Raw genomic sequence first — 20999 nt, forward strand, 5'->3', positions numbered from 1 at the left:
GCAGGCATTTTCAAACGTCGCCGCCCGCTCTCACTGGAAAAAGGCAAGCCTATGCAGCGGCTGTATCGCAAGCGCATCGTTCTCGGCGTGGGTGGCGGCATTGCCGCCTACAAAAGCGCCGAACTGATTCGCCGACTCCTGGAGCACGGCGCGCAGGTGCGCGTCGTCATGACCCGTGGTGGTGCAGAGTTCATCACCCCGCTGACCCTGCAAGCGCTGTCGGGCCACCCGGTGCACATGGATCTGCTCGACCCTGCCGCCGAAGCGGCCATGGGCCATATCGAACTGGCCAAGTGGGCCGACCTGGTGTTGATCGCCCCGGCCACCGCCGACCTCATGGCGCGCATGGCCCAAGGCATGGCTGACGACCTGCTGACTACCTTGGTACTGGCCACCGACGCCACCGTCGCCGTGGCCCCGGCCATGAACCAGGCGATGTGGCGCGACCCGGCCACCCAGGCCAACCTCGAGCTGCTCAAGAGCCGTGGCATCCAGGTGTTCGGCCCGGCGTCCGGCAGCCAGGCCTGTGGCGATGTCGGCCTGGGCCGCATGCTCGAAGCCACCGACCTGGCGTGGTGTGCCGCGGAAAGCTTCAAGCGCCAGGCACTGACCGGCAAGCACGTGCTGATCACCGCCGGCCCGACCCAGGAAAACATCGACCCGGTGCGCTACATCACCAATCATAGCTCCGGCAAGATGGGCTTCGCCTTGGCCGAAGCGGCCGCCGAAGCCGGGGCTCGGGTCACCCTCGTCACTGGCCCTGTGCACCTGCCGACCCCCGACCGGGTCAGCCGCATTGACGTGGTCAGCGCGCGGGACATGCTCGCGGCCTGTGAAGCGGCCATGCCGTGCGACCTGTTCATCGCCTCGGCGGCGGTTGCGGACTACCGCCCGGAAGTCGTTGCCACGCAAAAACTCAAGAAAGATCCTACGACCGGCGACGGCATGCTGCTGCAGATGGTGCGCAATCCCGATATCCTTGCCACCATCGCTGGCCGCGCCGACCGCCCGTTCAGCGTCGGCTTCGCCGCCGAGACCGAACACTTGCTCGATTACGCCACGCGCAAGCTCAAGGACAAGAACCTCGACCTGATCGTCGCCAATGATGTGGCCAACCCCAGCATCGGCTTCAACAGCGAAGAAAACGCCTTGACTGTGATCGACCGCCAGCAGCACCAGACTCTCTTCGCGCAGACCAGCAAGGGCAAGATCGCCCGGCAACTGGTCGCCTTCATCGCCGAACGGCTCAATCAGGTTCAATAAGTTACATGCACGCTCTTCAAGCCAAGATCCTCGACCCACGCCTGGGCACCGAATTCCCCCTGCCGCAGTACGCCACCCCCGGCTCCGCCGGCCTGGACCTGCGCGCCCTGCTCAAGGAAGACACCGTCCTCGAGCCAGGCCAGACCCTGCTGATCCCCACCGGCCTGTCGATCTACATCGGCGACCCGGGCCTGGCGGCAGTGATCCTGCCGCGCTCGGGCCTGGGCCATAAGCATGGCATCGTGCTGGGCAACCTGGTCGGGCTGATCGACTCGGACTACCAGGGCGAGTTGATGGTGTCGTGCTGGAACCGCGGCAACACCCCGTTCACCATCGCCGTGGGCGAACGCATCGCCCAGCTGGTGCTGGTACCGGTGGTACAGGCCCATTTCGACATCGTCGAAGCATTCGATGAAAGCCAGCGTGGCGCTGGCGGCTTCGGCCATTCCGGCAGCCACTGAGCCGAGAAATGACCGTTCAGGCCAAGGATGGCGAACTCTCTGGCGAAACCACCGTCCAAGCGTTCAGTTTGCGCCTGCCCAGAAAGCCTTTGACTAATGGAGCTTCCAGAGATGAACGACATGGCCCACCTGGTACCCGCCGCACTGCCAGACAGCATTTTCCGCGCATATGACATCCGTGGCGTGGTCGGCAAGACACTTCACGCCGAAACCGCTTACTGGATCGGCCGCGCCATCGGCGCGCAGAGCCTGGCCCAGGGCGAACCGCAGGTTTCGGTCGGCCGCGATGGCCGCCTGTCTGGCCCTATGCTGGTCGAACAGCTGATCAAGGGCCTGGTCGATGCCGGCTGCCAGGTCAGCGACGTTGGCCTGGTGCCCACCCCGGCGCTGTACTACGCAGCCAATGTGCTGGCCGGCAAGTCGGGTGTGATGCTGACCGGCAGCCACAACCCGTCGGACTACAACGGCTTCAAGATCGTCATCGCCGGCGATACCCTGGCCAACGAACAGATCCAGGCCCTGCTGACTCGCCTGAAAACCAACAACCTGAGCCGCGCCGACGGCCGTGTGGAAAAGGTCGAGATCCTCGACCGCTACTTCCAGCAGATCGTCGACGACGTGAAGCTGGCCAGGAAGCTCAAGGTGGTGGTGGACTGTGGCAATGGCGCCGCTGGCGTGGTCGCACCGCAACTGATCGAAGCTCTGGGCTGCGAAGTAATCCCGCTGTTCTGCGAGGTCGATGGCAACTTCCCCAACCACCACCCGGACCCAGGCAAGCCGGAAAACCTCGAGGACCTGATCGCCAAGGTCAAGGAAACCGGCGCCGACATCGGCCTGGCCTTCGACGGTGACGGCGACCGCGTCGGCGTAGTCACCAATACTGGCAGCATCGTCTACCCCGACCGCCTGCTGATGCTGTTTGCCCAGGACGTGCTGTCGCGCAACCCGGGCGCCGAGATCATCTTCGACGTCAAATGCACCCGCCGCCTGACCCCGCTGATCGAGCAGCACGGTGGCCGCGCACTGATGTGGAAGACCGGTCACTCGCTGATCAAGAAAAAGATGAAGCAGACCGGCTCACTGCTGGCCGGCGAGATGAGCGGTCACATCTTCATCAAGGAACGCTGGTACGGTTTCGACGACGGCATCTACAGCGCCGCGCGCCTGCTGGAGATCCTCAGCAAGACCGGGCAGAGCGCCGAAAACCTGTTCGCCGCCTTCCCGAACGATATTTCCACGCCGGAAATCAATATTGATGTGACCGACGAGGGTAAATTCAGCATCATTGATGCACTGCAACGCGACGCCGACTGGGGCGAAGCCAACCTGACCACCATCGACGGTGTACGGGTGGATTACGCCCACGGCTGGGGCCTGGTTCGCGCCTCCAACACCACCCCGGTGCTGGTACTGCGCTTCGAGGCCGACAGCGACGCCGAATTGCAACGTATCAAGGATGTTTTCCGTACCCAGTTGCTGCGGGTTGAGCCTGAGCTGCAACTGCCGTTCTGACCGACTATCTGTTCCTTACAGGAGCCCTGCATGACCCTCGATCGCGATGCCGCTTCCCATGTAGCCGAGGTTTTGTCCGAAGCACTGCCTTACATCCGCCGCTTTGTCGGCAAGACCCTGGTGATCAAGTACGGCGGCAACGCGATGGAAAGCGAGGAGCTCAAGACCGGCTTCGCTCGTGACATCGTGCTGATGAAGGCTGTGGGCATCAACCCGGTGGTGGTCCACGGTGGTGGCCCGCAGATCGGCGACCTGCTCAAGCGCCTGTCGATCGAAAGTCACTTCATCGACGGCATGCGCGTCACCGACTCGGCGACCATGGACGTGGTGGAGATGGTGCTGGGTGGCCAGGTCAACAAGGATATCGTCAACCTGATCAACCGCCACGGCGGCAGCGCCATTGGCCTGACCGGCAAGGACGCGGAGCTGATCCGTGCCCGCAAGCTGACCGTCAGCCGTCAGACGCCCGAGATGACCACTCCGGAAATCATCGATATCGGCCACGTGGGCGAAGTGGTGAGCGTGAACACCGACCTGCTGAACATGCTGGTGAAGGGCGACTTCATCCCGGTGATCGCGCCGATCGGCGTGGGTGCCAATGGTGAATCGTACAACATCAACGCCGACCTGGTGGCGGGCAAGGTAGCCGAGGCGCTGAAGGCCGAGAAGCTGATGCTGCTGACCAACATCGCCGGCCTGATGGACAAGCAGGGCGAAGTGCTGACCGGCCTGACCACCGAGCAGGTCAACGAACTGATCGCCGACGGCACCATCTACGGCGGCATGCTGCCAAAGATCAAGTGCGCGCTGGATGCGGTGCAGGGTGGTGTGAACAGCTCGCACATCATCGACGGCCGCGTGCCGAATGCGGTTCTGCTGGAGATCTTCACCGACAGCGGCGTGGGTACCCTGATTACCAACCGCAAGCAGCGCTGATCGTTAACCTGTCCCGGCCTCTTCGCGGGTAAACCCGCTCCCACAGGTACAGCACCGCCTTTGAGGGCTGTGGAGATCCTGTGGGAGCGGGTTTACCCGCGAATAGGCCGGAACAGGCGACACAAAAAAGGCGACCTTCACAAGAAGGTCGCCTTTTTCATTTCCAGGCCCGGATCAGATCCCGTACTGCGCCCGGTAAGCCTCGACAGCCGGCAGATGCTGCTTCAGCTGCGGGTCATCAGCCAGGAACTCCAGCACCTGGGTAAGCGAAACGATGCTGACCACCGGGATACCGAAGTCACGCTCCACTTCCTGAATCGCCGACAACTCGCCATTGCCACGCTCTTCGCGGTTCAGCGCGATCAGCACGCCAGCGGCCTTGGCCTGCTGGGCATTGATGATCTGCATGACCTCACGAATGGCGGTACCGGCGGTGATCACGTCGTCGATGATCAGCACGTCACCGGCCAGCGGTGCACCGACCAGGCTGCCACCCTCACCGTGGTCCTTGGCTTCCTTGCGGTTGAAGCACCATGGCACATCGAGCTGATGCTGATCGGCAAGGGCCACGGCAGTAGTCGCTGCCAGCGGGATACCTTTGTAGGCCGGGCCGAACAGCACATCGAACGGGATCTTGCTGTCGACGATGGCTGCGGCATAGCAACGGCCCAGTTCGGCCAGGGCGGAACCGGTGTTGAACAGGCCGGCATTGAAGAAATACGGGCTGGTACGCCCCGATTTCAGGGTGAATTCACCGAAACGCAGTACCCCGCGATCGATGGCAAAACGGATGAAGTCGCGCTGATACGGCTGCATGGATAGTCCCGGACACCACGGATTTAGCTAAATGGGTTGAGCTCGGGTATCATACACGCACGAGATTTTTGGGGCCATTTATGCGGATCATCAGTGTGAACGTAAATGGCATTCAGGCTGCGGCCGAGCGTGGTTTGCTCAGCTGGCTGCAAGCCCAGAATGCCGACGTCATCTGCCTTCAGGATACCCGCGCCTCGGCCTTTGAACTCGATGACCCAGCTTTCCAGCTCGATGGCTATTTCCTTTATGCCTGCGACGCGGAGGTGCCTGCCCAAGGTGGTGTGGCCCTGTATTCGCGCATGCAGCCCAAGGCAGTCATCACCGGCCTGGGCTTCGAGACAGCCGACCGCTACGGGCGTTACCTGCAAGCAGATTTCGACAAAGTCAGTATTGCCAGCCTGCTGCTGCCTTCGGGTATGAACGGCGACGAAGACTTGAACCAGAAGTTCAAGTTGATGGACGACTTCGCCAAGTACCTGGACAAACAGCGTCGCAAGCGTCGCGAATACATCTACTGCGGCTCGTTCTACGTGGCGCAGCAGAAGCTCGACATCAAGAACTGGCGTGACAGCCAGCAGTCGCCGGGCTTCCTGGCGCCGGAGCGTGCCTGGATGGATGCGATCACCGGCGAGATGGGTTACGTCGATGCCCTGCGCGAAGTCAGCCGTGAAGGCGACCAGTACAGCTGGTGGCCGGACAACGAGCAGGCCGAGATGCTCAACCTGGGCTACCGGTTCGACTACCAGATCCTCACCCCGGGCCTGCGCCGCTTCGTGCGCAATGCCCGCCTGCCGCGTCAGCCGCGCTTCTCCCAGCATGCGCCGCTGATCGTCGACTATGACTGGACGTTGACCATCTAAAAGCAATTGGGGCTGCCTTGCAGCCCCAATTGCTATTTGATCGGCCGCCAGATCATCGGGTAGCGATACGGCTTGCCCTCATTCGCCCGCACCGCCGCAATGATGATCAGGATCAGCACCGCGACCATCAGCATGGCGAACAGCACCAGCCCGATGAACACGAACATCAGCAGGAAGCAGATGAACCCGGCAATGGTCACGCTGATCTGAAAATTCAGCGCCTCTTTGCCCTGGGCGTCGATGAAAGGGTCTTGCTCGCGCTTGAGGTGCCACAGCACCAGCGGGCCCAGCAGGTGCCCGAGCGGCACCACCAGGCCCAGCAGCGCGGAGAGGTGGCAGAACATCGCCCATTGCCGGATTTCGGCATTGGGCGGGGTGATCGACAGATTCGATTCGCTCATGCCCCGCACCTCCCTGGCTGGGTTCAGTCGGCCAACGCCGCCTGCTGCAGTTCGAAGATCTCGCTCATGCCCTTCTGTGCCAGGGCGAGCATGGCGTTGAAGTCTTCAGGCTGGAACGGCGCGCCCTCGGCGGTACCCTGCACTTCGATGAAACCACCGGCGCTGGTAATGACCACGTTCAGGTCGGTTTCGGCGGCGGAGTCTTCCAGGTAGTCCAGGTCGAGCACCGCTTCGCCCTGGTACATGCCCACCGATACTGCGGCGATCATGTGCTTGAGCGGGTTGCCGGCCTTCAGGCCACCGCGCTTCTTGATCACCGCCAGAGCATCGCACAGGGCGACCATGGCACCGGTGATGGACGCGGTACGGGTGCCACCATCGGCCTGGATCACGTCGCAGTCGACGTACAGAGTGATGTCACCGAGCTTGCTCATGTCCAGCGCGGCGCGCAGCGAACGGCCGATCAGGCGCTGGATTTCCAGGGTGCGGCCACCCTGCTTGCCACGGCTGGCTTCGCGCTGGTTACGCTCGCCAGTGGAGCGCGGCAGCATGCCGTATTCGGCGGTGAGCCAGCCTTGGCCCTGGCCTTTGAGGAAGCGCGGCACACCGTTTTCCACGCTGACCGTGCAGATGACCTTGGTGTCACCGAACTCGACCAGTACCGACCCTTCGGCGTGCTTGGTGTAGTTGCGGGTGATGCGGATCGAGCGGAGCTGATCGGCGGCGCGACCACTTGGACGTTTCATCTGGGATACCTGTACTGGGACTTTGAATCTGCCGAGCATTATAAAGCCCGCAGCCCGGGGAAGACATGCCTATTGTCGCGCCCGGCACAGCCCGTCGCCTTTTCCTGCTGGCCAGGCCACCCCTCTGTAACATGGGTGGATTGGGCGCCACGGCCCCACTGCGCTACAATCCTGCGCCTTGCAGCCGAGAGGCTCCCACCGTTCATTCATCTACGCGAGGTACTCCCCATGGTGCACAGCATGACCGCTTTTGCTCGTGTCGAGCGCGCCGGCAGCCAAGGCACCCTGGTCTGGGAGCTGCGTTCGGTCAACCACCGTTACCTGGAGCCGCACCTGCGCCTGCCCGAGGCCCTGCGCGACCTCGAAGGCGCCGTGCGTGAAGGCCTGCGCCAGGGCCTGTCGCGGGGCAAGGTGGAATGCACCTTGCGCCTCAACGAAGACAGCAACGGCAAACCGCTGAAGGTGGACCGCGAGCGCGCCGCGCAGCTGGTTGCCGCCGCCGAGGAAGTGGCCAGCCTGATCAAGCAGCCGGCACCGCTGAACCCGCTGGAGGTGCTGTCGTGGCCAGGCGTGCTGGTGGCCGACGCCAGCGACCCGCAGGCACTGAATACCGAAGCCATGGCGCTGTTCGATGATGCGCTGGCCGAGCTCAAGGCTGGGCGCCAGCGCGAAGGGCAGGAACTGGCCCGGCTGATCAACGAACGCCTGGACAACATGGCCAGCGAAGTCACCACCCTGCGTGCCCTGGTGCCGCAGATGCTGGCGGCGCAGCGGCAGAAAATCCTCGACCGCTTCGGCGACATGCAGGCCGAACTCGACCCGCAGCGCCTGGAGCAGGAGATGGTACTGCTGGCCCAGAAGAGCGACGTGGCCGAAGAGCTTGACCGCCTCAGCACCCACGTCACCGAAGTGCGCCGGGTGCTCAAGGGTGGCGGCGCCGCCGGCCGGCGCCTGGACTTCCTGATGCAGGAGCTCAACCGCGAGGCCAACACCCTCGGCTCCAAGGCCTTCGACCCACGCAGCACGCAAGCGGCGGTCAACCTGAAGGTATTGATCGAACAGATGCGTGAACAAGTACAGAACATCGAGTAAGGCCACCCCGACCATGAACCACAGCAGCGGCACCCTCTACATCGTTTCGGCCCCTTCGGGCGCGGGCAAGACCAGCCTGGTCACCGCCCTGACCAAGGACGACCAGCAAATCCGCGTCTCGGTTTCGCACACCACCCGCGCCATGCGCCCGGGCGAGCAGCACGGGGTGAACTACCACTTCGTCGTCCACGAGGAATTCAAGGCGCTGATCGCCCAAGGCGACTTCCTGGAGCATGCCGAGGTGTTCGGCAATTTCTACGGCACCTCGCGCAGCGCGCTGCAGCAAACCCTGGACCAGGGTTACGACCTGATTCTGGAAATCGACTGGCAGGGCGCGCAGCAAGTGCGCAAGCTGATGCCGCAGGCGTTGTCGGTGTTCATCCTGCCGCCAAGCCAGCAGGCCCTGCGCCAGCGCCTGGACGGCCGCGGGCAGGACAGCGAAGAGATCATCGCCGGGCGCATGAAGGAAGCCGTCAGCGAGATGGTGCACTACGACGAGTATGACTACGTGATCATCAACGATGATTTCGACGTGGCGCTGGAAGACTTGAAGGCAGTGTTCCGCTCGAACCGCCTGCTACTGAAGAAGCAGCAACAGCGCAACAGCGGGCTGCTGAAAGAACTGCTCTCCTGAAAGACCGCATGGGCTGCTTTGCAGCCCATTCGCAGCACAAGGCTGCTCCTACATCGACGGCGTACATCGCGCCATTGTAGGAGCAGCCTTGTGCTGCGAATGGGGCGCGAAGCGCCCCCAGCCTTATTCCTGCAACGGCAGGGTAGCCTGCTGACGCAGGGTAGCCCCCAGGAAGTACGCCGGCGCCCGCATGCGCGACAGCATCATCAGCGCGATGCCGAGCACCGAAATGATCGCGGCAATCACGAACACCAGCCCCAACCCGCCCACATGCGAGCCGCTACCGAAGTCTGGCGAGGCGCTGTCGATGGCGGTACGCGCAAAGATCACCGACAAGATCACCCCACCCACCAGTGGGCACAGGCCGCGCATGATGAAGTGGCGCAGGCTGTCGAACAGACTGTGGCGGAAATACCAGACGCAGGCGAACGCGGTCAGCGAATAGTAGAAGCAGATCATCATGCCCAGCGCGGTAATGGTATCGGCCAGCACGTTCTCGCTCAGGGTACGCATGGTCACGTAGAACAGGCCTGCGGCCAGGCCGGCGCAGATAGTGGCGTAGCGCGGGGTTTGCGAACGCGGGCAGACGCTGGCGAACTTCTGCGGTACCGCGCCGTAGTAACCCATGGCCAACAGGGTGCGCGCCGGCGCCACGAAGGTCGACTGCAGCGAAGCCGCCGTGCTGGCCAGCACGGCAATGGACATCAGGATCGCCAGTGGCCCCATGACCGGGCCGGCCAGGTGGGCAAACACGTTTTCCTGGATGCGCGGGTTGTTCAGGCCCAGGCCAGTTTCACTGATACCGGCAAACTGCAGGGTGGCGATGGCGGTAAACAGGTACAGGCCGAGGATCAACATCACGGTCCAGGTGGCGGCCTTGCCCGGCACCTCTTCACTGCCCACCGACTCTTCGCTGACAGTCAGGCACGTGTCCCAGCCCCAGAAGATGAAGATCGACAGCGACAGCCCGGCGGCAAAGGCCGAGAACGACTCGACGCCGAACGGGTTGAACCAGGCGAAATCGAATTCCAGCGGTGGCGGCGCGGTGGTTTCGCCGAAAGCGGCAAAGGCGAAGCCGATAAGTACCAGCAACTGCAGGGCTACCAGGCCGTACTGCACGGTCATGGTGGTGGTCATGCCGCGGCAGCAGATCCACACCGCCAGAGCGATGAACACGCAACAAGTGGTTATGTTGATGAGCAGGTTGTCGGCCAATGCCGCCAGCTCATGCTTGCCGGTGATCTGGCCAAGGAACAGGTAGAAGAAGTCGACCGCCACCCCTGCCAGGTTCGACAACACGATGGTGGTAGCGACCACCAGGCCCCAGCCGCCGATCCAGCCGATCATCGGGCCGAAGGCACGCGCCGACCAGGTAAACGAAGTACCGCTGTCCGGCTCCGCCGAGTTCAGTTCGCGGTAACCCAAGGCTACCAGCAGCATCGGCAGGAAGCCGACGATGAACACGGCAGGCAGGTGCGCGCCCACTTCACGCACGGTCGGCCCAAGGGCGCCGGTCAGGGTGTAGACCGGGGCGATGGTGGAAATGCCCAGCACCACGCTGGCCAGCAAGCCCAGCCGGCCTGAGGCCAGGCCCTTGCTGCGCTGGGTGTTGCCCGCGTCGGTCGCCACGTCGGGTGGGCGGCCGGCTTCTGTGTAATTGCTCATGAGTATTTGCCGTATATTTTGGAATTGTTTTCACAGGCCTTGCGTACAAGGCCCGCTTTCACTCATTGAAAGCTTGCTGCCGGGAGCAAGTCATCCGAGACCTTCGGGTGACGTCAGAATGCCTCCTGCCGTGCGCCCTCCCGTGCTGCGTAGGCCATGCAGGCCTCGCGAAACGCCTGGAACAGGCGCAGCGAGACCGGGTTCTCGGTAAATCGCCACTCCGGGTGCCACTGCACGCCGAGCACAAAGCCCGGCGCCGCAGGCATGGACACCGCTTCGATCAGGCCATCCGGGGCCCGTGCCTCGACCCGCAGGCCCGGGGCCAGGCGGTCGATGCCCTGGCTGTGCAGCGAGTTGACCTCGAACTGCGCCGCCAGGCCCAGGCGCTCGAACAACCCGCCAGGCTCGATGCCGACGGGGTGACGAGGGCCGTATTGCACCTCCAGGGGTGCGTCCTCAGGTTCACGGTGGTCGAGGTAGCCGGGCAGTTCCTGCACGCGCTGGTGCAGGCTACCGCCCAGGGCTACGTTCAATTCCTGGTAGCCACGGCAGATACAGAACACCGGCACACCGGCGGCAATGGCCGCCTGCAGCAGCGGCAGAGTCAGGCGATCGCGTGCCAGATCATGCCGGGTGCCCACCGCGCTGGGGGCGCCATTGTAATGATGCGGTTCGATATTTGAAGGTGAGCCGGTAAAAACAATGCCATGCAGATGGGCCAACAGCGCCTGCGTGTCGCTGCCCCTGTCACGGGCCGGCAGGATCAGTGGCAAGCCGGCAAAGCCGGCAGCCTCGATATACTTGTCGCCTACCGTATGCGACGAGTTCTTCCCCACCTGCTGGCGGCAGGCGCTGACACCGATCAAGGGGACCGTATTTGCGCTCATGGGTTACACCGTGTGCAGGTACCAGTTGTACTCGAGGTCGGAAATCGACACTTCGAACTCGGCCAGTTCGCTTTCCTTGCAGGCCACGAAGATATCGATGTAGTCCGGGCTGATGTATTGGTTGAGGACTTCGCTGTCGTCCAGCGCGCGCAGGGCATCGCGCAGGTTGTTCGGCAGGCTCTGCTCCAACTGTTCGTAGGAGTTGCCTTCGATCGGTGCCTGGGGCTCGACCTGGTTGGTCAGGCCGTGGTGAACGCCGGCGAGGATCGCCGCGAGCATCAGGTACGGGTTGGCGTCGGCACCGGCCACGCGGTGCTCGAGGCGCACGTTGTCGCTGCTGTCAGTGGGCACGCGCACGGCCACGGTGCGGTTGTCCAGGCCCCAGCTTGGCGCATTGGGCACATAGAACTGCGCGCCGAAGCGGCGATAGGAATTGATGTTCGGACAAAGGAAGGCCATCGACGCTGGCATGGTCTCCAGCACACCACCGATGGCGTGGCGCAGCGCGTCGCTTTGCAACGGGTCGTCGCTGGCAAAGATGTTCTTGCCGGTTTTCTTGTCCAGCAACGAAATGTGCACGTGCAGGCCGTTGCCGGCCTGGCCCGGGTAGGGCTTGGCCATGAAGGTGGTGTCCATTTCATGGTCGTAGGCGACGTTCTTGATCAGACGCTTGAGCAGGATCGCGTAGTCGCAGGCCTTCAGCGGATCGGCCACGTGGTGCAGGTTGACCTCGAACTGCGCCGGGGCGCTTTCCTTGACGATGGCGTCGGCGGGCAGGCCCTGCTCCTTGGCGGCTTCGAGCATGTCCTGCAGGCAGTCGGCATATTCGTCGAGATCGTCGATCAGGTACACCTGGGTAGACTGCGGGCGCTTGCCCGAAATTGGCGAGCGCGGCGGCTGCGGGCGACCGTTGAGGTTGTCCTGGTCGATCAGGTAGAACTCCAGCTCGAACGCGGCGCAGATATCCAGGCCCAGGTCGTCGAACTTGCTCACCACCTGTCGCAGCACTTCACGCGGGTCGGCGAAGAACGGCTGGCCATCCAGTTCGTGCATGGTCATCAGCAGTTGGGCGGTGGGGCGCTTCTGCCACGGCTCGTCCGACAGTGTGCCGGGGATCGGGAAGCAGATGCGGTCGGCATCGCCGATGTCCAGGCCAAGCCCGGTGCTCTCGACGGTGGAACCGTTGATGTCCAGGGCGAACAGCGATGCCGGCAGGTTGATACCCTTCTCGTACACCTTGTGCAGGCTGGCCCGCTCGATGCGCTTGCCACGTACCACGCCGTTCATGTCGGAAATCAGCAGGTCGACGTACTGCGTGTCCGGATGGGCCTGGAGGAAGTCATTCATCTCGCTGGAAGAACTGGCGCACGGGGTTACCGACGTCATGGCTGTACATCCTTTGATTTGCTGCGGCGATGTGGGGATACGGCTGGCGCCTCACGGGCGACGATGGTTGCAGCTGTTGTTCTTTTCACTTTCCCATCGTGGGGATTGGTCACCCGACCGGGCACATTGATTCCCGGGGGCCGTTCCACTATAAAATGGCCAAAACGCAACAGACATTGGCAATTCGGCAAGCAGAGCGTGCACCAATGCAATATCAGATTACCCATGCCGACCTTTCCCTGGTCCTGGCCCTGGAACGTGGCCGCTCGCTGGCCAAGGCTGCCGAGTTGCTCAAGGTCGATGTGTCGACGGTTTTCCGCTCGATCCGGCGGCTGGAATCGGCGCTGGGCACCGCCTTGTTCGTCAAGAGCCGCAAGGGCTACCTGCCGACCGACACCGCCCAGGCCCTGGCCGAGCAGGCCGAGCGCGCCGAGCAGGCGCTGGAGGCGGCGCGCATCGCCATGACCAGTGGCGAGCAGGTGGTCAGCGGCACGGTACGGCTGACCTGTACCGAAGCGGTGATGCACAGCCTGCTGCTGCCAGCGCTGGCGGATTTCATGCCCAACTACCCGGCCCTGTCGCTGGAAATGGGCACCTCCAACACCTTCGCCAACCTCAGCCGGCGCGATGCCGACATTGCCCTGCGCCTGACCAATACGCCGCCGGAGCACCTGGTGGGCCGCAATCTGGGGTCCACCTCCTACGTGGTCTGCGGCCAGCCGCAGTGGCGCGAGCGCCTGGCCGAGTCACCTGTCAGCGTACCGTGGATCGCCCCCGACGATTCGATGCAGGACCACCCCACGGTGGTCTGGCGCAACCAGCAGCATCCGGGGTTGAGCCCGCGCTATCAGTGCAGCAGCATGTCGACCATCGCCCAGCTGGTTACCGCCGGGCTTGGCGTTGCGGCGTTGCCGGACTACATGGTGCACGCGCTGCCCGGGGTAGATGCGCTGAGCGGGCCGCTGCCGGGTTGCGACACCCAGCTGTGGCTGCTGACCCGGCCGGATTGCCGGGCGTTGCGCTCGGTGCAGACTCTGTTCGAGGAGCTGACCCCGCGGTTGCGTGACGCGATGCTCTGAGGTTATCGTCAGGCTCAAGTGATAGGGTGTCTGTTCCGGCCCTTTCGCGGCTGAAGCCGCTCCCACAGGGTGCGGTGATGAACCTGAGAACGATGCGGTCCCTGTGGGAGCGGCTTTAGCCGCGAAGAAGGCAACATAGGGCTTGAAGGTAACCACCCGACAAAACAGCGCTTCCCTATTGGCTGGTGATTTTTTAAACTATCGAGTCCGCCTGCCCACTATTGGGCTGCACGCCCACCGCAATTGCTACTGAGGAAGACCATGGCCCGCGTAACTGTTGAAGACTGCCTGGAACACGTGGATAACCGCTTTGAGCTGGTCATGCTCTCGACCAAGCGCGCTCGCCAGCTGGCGACCGGCGGCAAAGAGCCACGCGTTGCGTGGGAAAACGACAAGCCGACCGTTGTTGCCCTGCGTGAAATCGCCGAAGGCATCGTCACCAACGAGTTCATCGCCGCTGAAGAGATCGTCACCGAGGATCCGGTGTTCGCCGCGTTCGAGGACGAGAACAACGAGGCTGTCTGATTGATGCCAGGTCGACGTCGCACGGCGCAAGGCCCTCTTCCTCGGCAGGAGGTGAACCCATGCCGGGTATAGAAGCCTTGGCCGAACGGCTGTCGACCTATCTTGGCCCCGAACAGGTCAACCTGGTCCGGCGCGCCTATTTCTACGCCGAACAGGCCCACGATGGGCAGCGCCGCCGCAGTGGCGAGCCCTACGTGACCCATCCGCTGGCAGTGGCCAGCATCCTCGCCGACATGCACATGGACCATCAGAGCCTGATGGCAGCCATGCTGCACGACGTGATCGAAGACACCGGCATCGCCAAGGAAGCCCTGAGCCAGCAGTTTGGCGAAACGGTGGCCGAACTGGTCGATGGGGTCAGCAAGCTGACCCAGATGAACTTCGAGACCAAGGCCGAGGCGCAGGCCGAGAACTTCCAGAAGATGGCCATGGCCATGGCCCGCGATATCCGGGTGATTCTGGTCAAGCTGGCCGACCGCCTGCACAACATGCGCACCCTGGAAGTGCTGTCCGGCGAAAAACGCCGACGCATCGCCAAGGAAACCCTCGAGATCTACGCCCCCATCGCCAACCGCCTGGGCATGCACACCGTGCGCGTGGAGTTCGAGGACCTCGGCTTCAAGGCCATGCACCCGATGCGCTCGTCGCTGATCCACCGAGCGGTGAAGAGTGCACGCGGCAACCGCAAAGAGATCGTCGCCAAGATCGAGCACTCGCTGGCCAACTGCCTGGCCGCCGACGGTATCGAGGGTGAGGTCAGCGGCCGGCAGAAGCACCTCTATGGCATCTACAAGAAGATGCGTGGCAAGCGCCGCGCCTTCAACGAGATCATGGACGTGTACGCCTTCCGCATCGTCGTCGACAAGGTCGATACCTGCTACCGCGTACTCGGCGCCGTGCACAACCTGTACAAGCCGCTGCCCGGTCGCTTCAAGGACTACATCGCGATCCCCAAGGCCAACGGCTACCAGTCGTTGCACACCACGCTGTTCGGCATGCACGGCGTACCCATCGAAATCCAGATCCGCACCCGCGAGATGGAAGAGATGGCCAACAACGGCATCGCCGCACACTGGCTGTACAAGTCCAACGACGACGAGCAGCCCAAGGGCAGTCATGCCCGCGCCCGCCAGTGGGTCAAGGGCATCCTCGAGCTGCAGCAACGTGCCGGCAACTCGCTGGAATTCATCGAGAGCGTGAAGATCGACCTGTTCCCGGACGAGGTCTACGTGTTCACGCCCAAAGGCCGCATCATGGAGCTGCCCAAAGGCTCGACGGCCGTCGACTTTGCCTACGCGGTGCACACCGACGTCGGCAACAGCTGCATTGCCTGTCGCATCAACCGCCGCCTGGCACCGCTGTCCGAACCACTGCAAAGCGGCTCGACGGTGGAAATCGTCAGCGCCCCGGGCGCACGACCGAACCCGGCCTGGCTCAACTTCGTGGTTACCGGCAAGGCGCGCACGCACATCCGCCACGCGCTCAAGCAGCAGCGCCGCTCCGAGTCCATCAGCCTGGGCGAGCGCCTGCTGAACAAGGTGCTCACCGGCTTCGACAGCAGCCTGGAAATGATCCCCCAGGAGCGTATCCAGGCAATTCTCGCCGAGTACCGCCTGGAGCTGATCGAAGACCTGCTCGAAGACATCGGCCTGGGCAACCGCATGGCCTACGTGGTCGCACGCCGCCTGCTGTCGGCCGAAGGCGAGCAGTTGCCGGCACCGGAAGGCCCGCTGGCGATCCGCGGTACCGAAGGCCTGGTGCTGAGCTACGCCAAGTGCTGTACGCCGATCCCGGGTGACCCGATCGTTGGTCACCTGTCGGCCGGCAAGGGCATGGTCGTGCACCTGGAAAACTGCCGCAACATCAGTGAAATCCGCCACAACCCGGAGAAGTGCGTGCAGCTCTCCTGGGCCAAGGACATCACCGGTGAATTCAACGTCGAGTTGCGTGTCGAACTGGAGCACCAGCGCGGCCTGATTGCCCTGCTGGCCAGCAGTGTCAACGCCGCCGATGGCAACATCGAGAAGATCAGCATGGACGAACGCGACGGCCGTATCAGCGTGGTCCAACTGGTGGTCAGCGTGCACGACCGCGTGCACCTGGCGCGTGTGATCAAGAAGCTGCGTACCCTGACCGGTGTGGTCCGCATAACCCGCATGCGTACGTAGTCCGCCAACCAAGGAGTCATCATGAGCAAGACCGTCATCAACAGCGACAAGGCCCCTGCCGCCATCGGCACCTACTCGCAGGCGATCAAGGCCGGCAACACCGTCTACATGTCGGGCCAGATCCCCCTGGACCCAAAGACCATGGAACTGGTCGAAGGCTTCGAAGCCCAGACCGTACAGGTGTTCGAGAACCTCAAGGCCGTGGCTGAAGCTGCTGGCGGTTCGTTCAAGGACATCGTCAAGCTGAACATCTTCCTCACTGACCTGAGCCACTTCGCCAAGGTCAACGAGGTAATGGGCCGCTACTTCGAGCAGCCGTACCCGGCCCGCGCCGCCATCGGCGTTGCCGCGCTGCCGAAGGGCGCCCAAGTCGAAATGGACGCCATCCTGGTCATCGAATGATGCCCCCGGTGACGGGCGCCCTGCCCGTCACCTTCCCTTCTCTGCAAGGTTACCCCGTCATGCGTCAAGCACTGCCCCTCGCGCTGGCAGCCCTGCTTATGGGCGGCTGCGCCAGCCACAAACCTGAAGACCTGAACGGCACCTGGATCAACCAGAATGCCATCGATGAGGTGGTCGAAAGCGGCCGCGTTACTCAGACACTTAACAAAAACGGCATTGAACTCGAATGGAAGCTGGACGTTGCAAACCAGAAAGCGAGCTTCAGTAACGGCTTCGAAGGCGTGGATGGTCAACTGGTCATCAATGAAGACCAGTGGCAGGTTAGTACCGAAGGTGGAGAACCTGCCCGATTGATTCTGCGTGGAGACGAATTGAAAGTGGCAAACCCCACCTTCGGTGAACAGACTTTCGTGCGCGTCAAATCACCACCTGCAGCAAATGCACCGCTAGGCGGTAGCTTCGAGAAGGCACTGTACAAGGCCTACCTGGGCGGCAACTGGAAGATCGTCGAAGGCCAGGGAAAAGGTGCCAGCGTGCGCTTCGGCGACACCGGCAATGTCACCGGCCTGCCAGGGCCAGACCGTTTCGCCCTCTGCTTGACGGGCGATTGCGCGGACATGGGTGGCAGCAATGACAGCCTGTGGCTGGAGCGTAACCAGCGTGGCGCGCCGTTCATCCTCAAGCGCGATGGCGACAAGCTGGAGATCTTCCAGGCAGTAAACCGTGCGCAGCCGGATGAAAAGCCAGTGTTGGCGGCCGGCAAGCGCCAGTGGGTGCTGGAACTGAACTGAAGCCTGCTGTAATCGTGGTCGAACACACCGGCCTCTTCGCGGGTAAACCCGCTCCCACAGGTACACCACCAGGCTTGAAACCAGCGGTGCACCTGTGGGAGCGGGTTTACCCGCGAACAGGCCAGTAGCCTCAGCACCCGCCTTTCAGGATCGCCGCATAGCCTTCCTTGTAACTCGGATACACCGGTGCCCAGCCCAACGCCCGCGCCCGGGCATTGCTGCAGCGCTTGCTGCCGGTACGCCGTACCCGCTGCTCATCCGACCACTCGGTTACCCCCATGTACGCCCGCAGCCAGGCCACCACGTCGGCCAGCGGCGCCGGGTCGTCGTCGACGCCGATGTAGCAGTCATCCAGCACCTTGCCATCGGCATCGGCCTGCAACAGGAACGCCAACAGGCTGGCGGCGTCCTCGGCATGAATACGGTTGCCATACAGCGGAGGCTCCTTGGCCACGCGGTAGCCTTGGCGCACCTGACTGAGCAGCCACTCGCGGCCGGGGCCATAGATGCCGGTCAGGCGCACCACGCTGGCCGGGATGCCGCTGGCCAGTGCCAGCCGCTCAGCCTCCAGCATCAACCGCCCGGAATAGCCTTCAGGTTCGGTGGCCGCACCTTCCTCGATCCACTCGCCGTCCTTCTGTGCATACACACTGCTGCTGGACACGAACAGCAGGCGCCGTGGGCGTTGGCCGCGCTCGGCCAGCCAGGCCAGCACATGGCGCAAACCATCAACATACGCCGCCTGGTAACCCGCCTCGTCGTGCTGGCTGGCCGCCACGCAGTACACCAGGTAGTCCGGTGCACGCTGCGGCCAGGCGGCGGGAATGGAGGGCTCGGACAGGTCTGCAGCCACCGGCACGACACCCGCAGGCAACTGCCCGATCGAGCGACGCAGGCCGCACACCTGCCAACCGCGCGCAAGCATTTGCCGGGCAAGACGCCCTCCTACATCACCACAACCCACCACCATCACGGAAAGGCCTGACATCTCTAAACTCCCTGGACCAATTGATCAGCCCGCCCACGCTACACGATGGGTAGCTAGACCATAGGCGAAAAAAGCAACAAGATTACTTTTGTTAACAAGAATTACTTGCAATAATGGCCACCAAATTGTTCTCGGCCTACCTCGAGGCCTTGGAGAACGTTCACTTCATTCTTCATCAGGTCCGGCCAGCATGACACGTACTCAACCTTCCGCTTCGCCAACCCCGTCGCGCGCCTGGCGCGCCATCGCCGCGCTGACGCTCAGCCTGGTGCTGGCCCCGGTGGCCATGGCCGATGAGCCAACCGCCAATGCCACCGCGCCTGCTGCCACTACGGCACCCTCTGCTCCGGCCGCAGCGCCGGCTACCGGCGCAGTTGCCGCCACCCCGGCTGCTGCCCAGGTCGCGGTAGACCCAAGCGTCGAAGCCCTGGTTGAAGACTCCTCGCTGGGCATGGCCCATGACCTGTCCCCATGGGGCATGTACAAGAACGCCGACGTTGTGGTGAAGGCGGTCATGATCGGCCTGGCCATCGCCTCCATCATCACCTGGACCATCTGGATTGCCAAAGGCTTCGAGCTGATGGGCGCCAAGCGTCGCCTGCGTGGTGAAATTGCCCTGCTGAAGAAATCCGCCAGCCTCAAAGAAGCCAGCGACGTTTCCAACAAGGAAGGCACCCTGGCCCACACTCTGGTCCACGACGCCCTCGAAGAGATGCGCCTGTCGGCCAACGCCCGTGAAAAAGAAGGGATCAAGGAGCGCGTCAGCTTCCGCCTGGAGCGCCTGGTACACGCCAGCGGCCGCACCATGAGCAGCGGCACCGGCGTACTCGCCACCATCGGTTCCACTGCGCCGTTCGTCGGCCTGTTCGGTACCGTATGGGGCATCATGAACAGCTTCATCGGCATCGCCAAGACCCAAACCACCAACCTGGCCGTGGTTGCCCCGGGTATCGCCGAAGCCCTGCTGGCCACCGCCCTGGGCCTGGTCGCCGCGATCCCGGCCGTAGTCATCTACAACGTCTTCGCCCGCTCCATCGCCGGCTACAAGGCCCAGGTGTCCGACGCCTCCGCCCAGGTGCTGCTGCTGGTCAGCCGTGACCTGGACCACCAAGGCAGCGAGCGTGTTGCCCCGCACATGGTGAAAGTGGGGTAAGCCATGGGCCTGCATCTCAATGAAGGTGGCGACGACCTCGCCGAAAACCACGAAATCAACGTTACGCCGTTCATCGACGTGATGCTGGTGCTGCTGATCATCTTCATGGTCGCAGCCCCCCTGGCCACGGTCGACATCAAGGTCGACCTGCCGGCCTCGACCGCCAAGCCGGCGCCGAGGCCCGAGAAACCGGTGTTCGTCAGCGTCAAGGCCGACCAGAAGCTGTACGTCGGCGACGACCAGGTCCCTGCCCCCGACCAGCTTGGCCCGATGCTCGATGCCAAGACCAAGGGCGACAAGGAAACCACCATCTTCTTCCAGGCTGACAAAGGCGTGGATTACGGTGACCTGATGGAAGTGATGAACAACATGCGCACGGCCGGCTACCTGAAAGTCGGTCTGGTAGGTCTCGAGACGGCAGCCAAGAAATGACTAGAACGCGCTCAAACATGGCGCGCTACGGTGGCAGCCTGGCGATCGTGCTGGGCGTGCACGTGGTCGCCGTGCTGCTGACGCTCAACTGGTCGGTGCCCCAGGCTATCGAACTGCCCCCGGCAGCCATGATGGTCGAGCTGGCACCGTTACCGGAGCCTGCGCCACCACCACCTCCCAAAGCGGCTCCGCAGCCACCGGCGCCGGTCGAGGAACCGCCGCTGCCGAAGCTGGCCGAGGCACCCAAACCCAAGATCGCCATTCCCAAGCCGCCCAAGCCGAAGGCCAAGCCGCAGCCGCCGAAGCCTGAGAAAAAGCCTGAGCCGCCGAAGGAAGCACCGCCAACCGAACAAACGGTAGACGCACCGCCCAGCAACACGCCACCGCAGAAGTCCGCGGCACCGGCACCGAGCATTGCGTCCAACAGCAATGCCCTGCCGACCTGGCAAAGCGACCTGCTGCGTCACCTGGCCAAGTACAAGCGTTACCCGGAAGACGCGCGCCGTCGCGGCCTGCAGGGCATCAACCGCCTGCGCTTCGTGGTTGACGCCGAAGGCAAGGTAGTGTCGTACTCCATGGCCGGGGGCTCGGGTAGTGCCGCCCTGGATCGGGCGACTCTTGAAATGATCCGTCGGGCCGGCACGGTACCCAAGCCGCCACCCGAGTTGCTGAACAACGGCACGATCGAGGTCGTGGCACCGTTCGTCTACTCGCTGGACCGCCGCTGAGACTTTTGTTTCTGTCACAAATCGGCAAGTCTGATAACGTGCGTCTATCGATTGCAGCCGCTATGCTGGGCTCG

The 20999-nt window shown here is 63.2% G+C and carries 22 protein-coding genes; 15 read left to right on the forward strand and 7 right to left on the reverse strand.

Annotated features, from left to right (window positions below):
- Positions 1-51 precede the first annotated feature (51 nt).
- The 4 genes from coaBC (at position 52) to argB (ending at position 4172) form a co-directional block, all read left to right on the forward strand.
- Complete coding sequence (coaBC, locus tag CAY82_RS09050; RefSeq protein WP_003253409.1) at positions 52-1263, forward strand: bifunctional phosphopantothenoylcysteine decarboxylase/phosphopantothenate--cysteine ligase CoaBC; 1212 nt, start codon at positions 52-54, stop codon at positions 1261-1263.
- Between the two features lie 5 nt (positions 1264-1268).
- On the forward strand, positions 1269-1724 hold the full coding sequence (gene dut, locus CAY82_RS09055; protein ID WP_015272329.1) for a dUTP diphosphatase: 456 nt from the start codon (positions 1269-1271) through the stop codon (positions 1722-1724).
- A gap of 111 nt (positions 1725-1835) precedes the next feature.
- Entirely contained in the window at positions 1836-3236 is a 1401-nt protein-coding gene (locus CAY82_RS09060; RefSeq protein ID WP_087500912.1) for a phosphomannomutase/phosphoglucomutase, read from the forward strand.
- A gap of 30 nt (positions 3237-3266) precedes the next feature.
- Entirely contained in the window at positions 3267-4172 is a 906-nt protein-coding gene (gene argB / locus CAY82_RS09065; RefSeq protein ID WP_003258198.1) for an acetylglutamate kinase, read from the forward strand.
- A gap of 174 nt (positions 4173-4346) precedes the next feature.
- Here the strand turns inward: argB and pyrE are convergent, their stop codons facing one another.
- Positions 4347-4988: an orotate phosphoribosyltransferase gene (gene pyrE, locus CAY82_RS09070; RefSeq protein ID WP_003253405.1), complete on the reverse strand. Its 642-nt coding sequence runs from the start codon at positions 4986-4988 to the stop codon at positions 4347-4349.
- 80 nt (positions 4989-5068) lie between these two features.
- On the opposite strand from pyrE, the gene CAY82_RS09075 reads away from it, so the two are divergent.
- A complete protein-coding gene (locus CAY82_RS09075; protein WP_003253401.1) occupies positions 5069-5848 on the forward strand; it encodes an exodeoxyribonuclease III in 780 nt (259 codons plus the stop codon).
- A gap of 32 nt (positions 5849-5880) precedes the next feature.
- Here the strand turns inward: CAY82_RS09075 and CAY82_RS09080 are convergent, their stop codons facing one another.
- A complete protein-coding gene (locus tag CAY82_RS09080) occupies positions 5881-6249 on the reverse strand; it encodes a DUF4870 domain-containing protein (protein WP_087500913.1) in 369 nt (122 codons plus the stop codon).
- Positions 6250-6272: 23 nt separating this feature from the next.
- Positions 6273-6995, reverse strand: coding sequence for a ribonuclease PH (rph, locus tag CAY82_RS09085; RefSeq protein ID WP_087500914.1), 723 nt, complete (start codon positions 6993-6995; stop codon positions 6273-6275).
- A gap of 228 nt (positions 6996-7223) precedes the next feature.
- On the opposite strand from rph, the gene CAY82_RS09090 reads away from it, so the two are divergent.
- Together CAY82_RS09090 and gmk are read left to right on the forward strand one after the other, a co-directional pair.
- A complete protein-coding gene (locus CAY82_RS09090; RefSeq protein ID WP_087500915.1) occupies positions 7224-8087 on the forward strand; it encodes a YicC/YloC family endoribonuclease in 864 nt (287 codons plus the stop codon).
- 13 nt (positions 8088-8100) lie between these two features.
- Positions 8101-8721, forward strand: a complete 621-nt coding sequence (gene gmk, locus CAY82_RS09095; protein WP_087500916.1) for a guanylate kinase — start codon at positions 8101-8103, stop codon at positions 8719-8721.
- A gap of 123 nt (positions 8722-8844) precedes the next feature.
- Here gmk and CAY82_RS09100 read toward each other — a convergent pair whose 3' ends face one another.
- The 3 genes from CAY82_RS09100 to CAY82_RS09110 all read right to left on the reverse strand — a co-directional run bounded on the left by CAY82_RS09100 (position 8845) and on the right by CAY82_RS09110 (position 12659).
- The gene (locus tag CAY82_RS09100; RefSeq protein ID WP_087500917.1) at positions 8845-10386 is read right to left on the reverse strand and encodes an APC family permease; all 1542 of its coding nucleotides are present in this window, start codon (positions 10384-10386) and stop codon (positions 8845-8847) included.
- A gap of 113 nt (positions 10387-10499) precedes the next feature.
- Positions 10500-11273 (reverse strand): gamma-glutamyl-gamma-aminobutyrate hydrolase family protein, encoded by a 774-nt coding sequence (locus CAY82_RS09105; RefSeq protein ID WP_087500918.1) that lies wholly within the window; start codon positions 11271-11273, stop codon positions 10500-10502.
- Between the two features lie 3 nt (positions 11274-11276).
- Positions 11277-12659 (reverse strand): glutamine synthetase family protein, encoded by a 1383-nt coding sequence (locus tag CAY82_RS09110; RefSeq protein WP_015272334.1) that lies wholly within the window; start codon positions 12657-12659, stop codon positions 11277-11279.
- 206 nt (positions 12660-12865) lie between these two features.
- Here CAY82_RS09110 and CAY82_RS09115 point away from each other — a divergent pair, with 206 nt between their 5' ends.
- The 5 genes from CAY82_RS09115 (at position 12866) to CAY82_RS09135 (ending at position 17624) form a co-directional block, all read left to right on the forward strand.
- Positions 12866-13738 (forward strand): LysR family transcriptional regulator, encoded by an 873-nt coding sequence (locus tag CAY82_RS09115; RefSeq protein WP_087500919.1) that lies wholly within the window; start codon positions 12866-12868, stop codon positions 13736-13738.
- A 261-nt stretch (positions 13739-13999) separates the two neighbouring features.
- Positions 14000-14263, forward strand: coding sequence for a DNA-directed RNA polymerase subunit omega (gene rpoZ, locus CAY82_RS09120; RefSeq protein WP_003253383.1), 264 nt, complete (start codon positions 14000-14002; stop codon positions 14261-14263).
- Between the two features lie 59 nt (positions 14264-14322).
- Positions 14323-16431, forward strand: a complete 2109-nt coding sequence (spoT, locus tag CAY82_RS09125) for a bifunctional GTP diphosphokinase/guanosine-3',5'-bis pyrophosphate 3'-pyrophosphohydrolase (RefSeq protein WP_013974799.1) — start codon at positions 14323-14325, stop codon at positions 16429-16431.
- A gap of 21 nt (positions 16432-16452) precedes the next feature.
- A complete protein-coding gene (locus CAY82_RS09130; protein ID WP_009684531.1) occupies positions 16453-16833 on the forward strand; it encodes a RidA family protein in 381 nt (126 codons plus the stop codon).
- A 59-nt stretch (positions 16834-16892) separates the two neighbouring features.
- Positions 16893-17624, forward strand: coding sequence for a hypothetical protein (locus tag CAY82_RS09135; protein ID WP_087500920.1), 732 nt, complete (start codon positions 16893-16895; stop codon positions 17622-17624).
- 130 nt (positions 17625-17754) lie between these two features.
- Here the strand turns inward: CAY82_RS09135 and CAY82_RS09140 are convergent, their stop codons facing one another.
- Positions 17755-18612 carry an SDR family oxidoreductase gene (locus CAY82_RS09140; RefSeq protein ID WP_087500921.1) on the reverse strand — a complete coding sequence of 286 codons (858 nt, stop codon included), beginning with the start codon at positions 18610-18612 and terminating at the stop codon, positions 17755-17757.
- 190 nt (positions 18613-18802) lie between these two features.
- Here CAY82_RS09140 and exbB point away from each other — a divergent pair, with 190 nt between their 5' ends.
- From exbB to CAY82_RS09155, 3 genes are read left to right on the forward strand one after another with little or no spacing between them, the layout of a single operon-like run.
- Positions 18803-19765, forward strand: a complete 963-nt coding sequence (gene exbB, locus CAY82_RS09145; protein ID WP_087500922.1) for a tonB-system energizer ExbB — start codon at positions 18803-18805, stop codon at positions 19763-19765.
- Positions 19766-19768: 3 nt separating this feature from the next.
- On the forward strand, positions 19769-20197 hold the full coding sequence (gene exbD / locus CAY82_RS09150; RefSeq protein ID WP_087500923.1) for a TonB system transport protein ExbD: 429 nt from the start codon (positions 19769-19771) through the stop codon (positions 20195-20197).
- Positions 20194-20925: an energy transducer TonB gene (locus CAY82_RS09155; protein WP_085588821.1), complete on the forward strand. Its 732-nt coding sequence runs from the start codon at positions 20194-20196 to the stop codon at positions 20923-20925. The genes exbD and CAY82_RS09155 overlap by 4 nt, the downstream gene beginning before the upstream one ends.
- The last annotated feature ends 74 nt before the right edge of the window (positions 20926-20999 follow it).

Origin of the sequence: Pseudomonas sp. SID14000, assembly GCF_002165135.1 — a bacterium.
In the GTDB taxonomy this organism is placed as follows: domain Bacteria; phylum Pseudomonadota; class Gammaproteobacteria; order Pseudomonadales; family Pseudomonadaceae; genus Aquipseudomonas.

Coding starts and splice junctions, on each gene's coding strand:
- CAY82_RS09140 (WP_087500921.1), bottom strand. CDS start 18,612: ATGTCAGGCCTTTCCGTGATGGTGGTGGGTTGTGGTGATGTAGGAGGG.
- CAY82_RS09075 (WP_003253401.1), top strand. CDS start 5,069: ATGCGGATCATCAGTGTGAACGTAAATGGCATTCAGGCTGCGGCCGAG.
- CAY82_RS09100 (WP_087500917.1), bottom strand. CDS start 10,386: ATGAGCAATTACACAGAAGCCGGCCGCCCACCCGACGTGGCGACCGAC.
- spoT (WP_013974799.1), top strand. CDS start 14,323: ATGCCGGGTATAGAAGCCTTGGCCGAACGGCTGTCGACCTATCTTGGC.
- rpoZ (WP_003253383.1), top strand. CDS start 14,000: ATGGCCCGCGTAACTGTTGAAGACTGCCTGGAACACGTGGATAACCGC.
- CAY82_RS09060 (WP_087500912.1), top strand. CDS start 1,836: ATGAACGACATGGCCCACCTGGTACCCGCCGCACTGCCAGACAGCATT.
- CAY82_RS09105 (WP_087500918.1), bottom strand. CDS start 11,273: ATGAGCGCAAATACGGTCCCCTTGATCGGTGTCAGCGCCTGCCGCCAG.
- argB (WP_003258198.1), top strand. CDS start 3,267: ATGACCCTCGATCGCGATGCCGCTTCCCATGTAGCCGAGGTTTTGTCC.
- dut (WP_015272329.1), top strand. CDS start 1,269: ATGCACGCTCTTCAAGCCAAGATCCTCGACCCACGCCTGGGCACCGAA.
- rph (WP_087500914.1), bottom strand. CDS start 6,995: ATGAAACGTCCAAGTGGTCGCGCCGCCGATCAGCTCCGCTCGATCCGC.
- CAY82_RS09110 (WP_015272334.1), bottom strand. CDS start 12,659: ATGACGTCGGTAACCCCGTGCGCCAGTTCTTCCAGCGAGATGAATGAC.
- exbD (WP_087500923.1), top strand. CDS start 19,769: ATGGGCCTGCATCTCAATGAAGGTGGCGACGACCTCGCCGAAAACCAC.
- CAY82_RS09135 (WP_087500920.1), top strand. CDS start 16,893: ATGCGTCAAGCACTGCCCCTCGCGCTGGCAGCCCTGCTTATGGGCGGC.
- CAY82_RS09115 (WP_087500919.1), top strand. CDS start 12,866: ATGCAATATCAGATTACCCATGCCGACCTTTCCCTGGTCCTGGCCCTG.
- exbB (WP_087500922.1), top strand. CDS start 18,803: ATGACACGTACTCAACCTTCCGCTTCGCCAACCCCGTCGCGCGCCTGG.
- gmk (WP_087500916.1), top strand. CDS start 8,101: ATGAACCACAGCAGCGGCACCCTCTACATCGTTTCGGCCCCTTCGGGC.
- coaBC (WP_003253409.1), top strand. CDS start 52: ATGCAGCGGCTGTATCGCAAGCGCATCGTTCTCGGCGTGGGTGGCGGC.
- CAY82_RS09155 (WP_085588821.1), top strand. CDS start 20,194: ATGACTAGAACGCGCTCAAACATGGCGCGCTACGGTGGCAGCCTGGCG.
- CAY82_RS09090 (WP_087500915.1), top strand. CDS start 7,224: ATGGTGCACAGCATGACCGCTTTTGCTCGTGTCGAGCGCGCCGGCAGC.
- pyrE (WP_003253405.1), bottom strand. CDS start 4,988: ATGCAGCCGTATCAGCGCGACTTCATCCGTTTTGCCATCGATCGCGGG.
- CAY82_RS09080 (WP_087500913.1), bottom strand. CDS start 6,249: ATGAGCGAATCGAATCTGTCGATCACCCCGCCCAATGCCGAAATCCGG.
- CAY82_RS09130 (WP_009684531.1), top strand. CDS start 16,453: ATGAGCAAGACCGTCATCAACAGCGACAAGGCCCCTGCCGCCATCGGC.